The sequence below is a fragment of the Streptomyces sp. W16 genome (assembly GCF_033194735.1).
Taxonomy (GTDB): domain Bacteria; phylum Actinomycetota; class Actinomycetes; order Streptomycetales; family Streptomycetaceae; genus Streptomyces.
Genome location: NZ_JAWOAI010000989.1, coordinates 1 through 1,802, shown reverse-complemented (window position 1 = coordinate 1,802; position 1,802 = coordinate 1). Strand labels below are relative to the sequence as shown.

2 protein-coding genes and 1 pseudogene are annotated in these 1,802 nt (G+C 73.4%); 2 read left to right on the top strand and 1 reads right to left on the bottom strand.

Going from position 1 to position 1,802, the window contains the following annotated elements:
* Both R6V09_RS52285 and R6V09_RS52280 read left to right on the top strand, forming a co-directional pair.
* The coding region (locus tag R6V09_RS52285) for a ferredoxin reductase family protein (protein ID WP_317888426.1) at positions 1–1,380 on the top strand (1,380 nt) is incomplete at its 5' end.
* A gap of 32 nt (positions 1,381–1,412) precedes the next feature.
* Positions 1,413–1,634: a hypothetical protein gene (locus tag R6V09_RS52280; protein ID WP_317888425.1), complete on the top strand. Its 222-nt coding sequence runs from the start codon at positions 1,413–1,415 to the stop codon at positions 1,632–1,634.
* Positions 1,635–1,672: 38 nt separating this feature from the next.
* On the opposite strand, the pseudogene R6V09_RS52275 reads toward R6V09_RS52280, so the two are convergent.
* Positions 1,673–1,802: pseudogene (locus R6V09_RS52275) on the bottom strand (IclR family transcriptional regulator); the annotation flags it as partial.

The following is a 1,802-nucleotide window of genomic DNA, read 5'->3' as shown; positions in this document are numbered from 1 at the left end:
CACCGCACACCGCCCGCCACCCCACCCCGCCGCGGGCGGTTCACGCTCGCCGACCCGCTCGGCGCGCTCGCGATCCTCTCCGTGGTCGCGGTCGTCGCCCTGTGGGTGATGAACCAGGGCGGCCCGCTCTCCCTCACCGCCTCCGACCGGGCGACCGGCTCCCTCGGCCTGCTCGCCGGGCTGCTGGCCTCCGACCTGATGATCCTCCAGGTCGTCGTCCTCGCCCGGATCCCCTGGGTCGAACGCTCCTGGGGCCACGACCTGCTCACCCGCCGCCACCGCCTGCTCGGCTTCGCCTCGTTCTGGCTGATGATCACCCACGTCGTCCTGTTCGCCGTCGAACGCACCGCCCGCGAACCGTCGGCGCTGCCGGCCGCGCTGCTACGGCTGTTCGTCACCGACTCCTGGATGCTCTGCGCGACCGCCGGCACCCTCGCGCTGATCATGGTCGTCGTCACCTCGGTCCGCGCGGCCCGCCGCCGACTGCGCTACGAGTCCTGGCACCTGCTGCACCTCTACTCCTACGCCGGCATCGCGGCCACCTTCCCGCACACCTTCACCGACGGCGCCGACTTCCACGAGACCTGGACCCGCGTCTACTGGTGGTGCCTGTACGGCTTCGCGTTCGCCGCCACCCTCCTCTACCGCCTCGCCCTGCCCGCCTGGCGCTCCCTCCATCACCGGCTGCGCGTGGAGTCCGTGGTCACCGAGGCGCCCGGCACGGTGTCGGTCACGCTCAAGGGGCACCGCCTGGACAGGATGCGGACCGCCTCCGGCCAGTTCTTCGTCTGGCGCTTCCTCGACGGCCCCGGCTGGTCCCGCGGCAACCCCTACACACTCTCCGCCGCCCCCACCCCCGACCGGCTCCGCATCACCATCAAGGCCGCCGGCGACGGCAGCGAACGCGCCGCCCGCCTCACCCCCGGCACCCGCGCCCTGATCGAAGGCCCCTACGGCACCCTCACCGCCCGCCGCCGCACCCGGCCCCGCATGCTCCTCATGGCCGCCGGAATCGGCATCACCCCGATGCGCGCACTGATCGAGGACACCTCCTACGCCCCCGGCGAGGCCACCCTCGTCTACCGCTACGGCACGGACCAGCACGCCGTGTTCGCCGACGAACTCCGCGCCCTCGCCGCCCACCGCGGTGTCGAACTGATCCTCCTCCCCGGCACGCGCCGCGCCGACACCTCCTGGCAGGCCGCGGGCCCCGGACACCCCGACGACGACGCCCAGGCCCTCAAGAACCTCGTCCCCGACATCGAGCACCGCGACGTCTACGTCTGCGGCCCGCCCGCCTGGATCACCGCCGTCCGCAGGGCGGCCCGCGCCGCCGGAGCCCACCGCGACAGCGTCCACACCGAAGAGTTCGCCTGGTAACAGCCCCGCCCGCCCCACCTTCAGGAGCAGCTATGCGACGCATCACCCTCTGGTTCACCGCCACCCTCGCCGTGGCCGCGTTCCTCCTCGCCTTCCAGCTCAACGCCTCCGGCGCGACCGGCAAGTCCGGCGACGGCGGCGACCACATGCCGCCCGCAGCCAATGCCACAGCCACCGCCACTGCTTCGGCGAAACCGGGGGACGACACCCCGGGCGACGGTGACCATGCAGGAAGGCCGGGCGAGAACAAGTAGCCCCCGCCGAAGCCGAGTTCACCGCGCCGATGACCTCGTCACGGCTCCGGCCGCCACCCGAGCGCCCGCGAGATCCCGCGCGCCGCGAGCCGGACCGCCGGGATCAACGCCGGTACCTGGGCGTCGACTTGGGGCACGACGACCGATACGGCCGCCACCACCGCACCG

Excerpts from the sequence above, each read along its gene's own strand:
- R6V09_RS52280 (WP_317888425.1), top strand. The coding sequence starts at position 1,413 with ATGCGACGCATCACCCTCTGGTTCACCGCCACCCTCGCCGTGGCCGCG.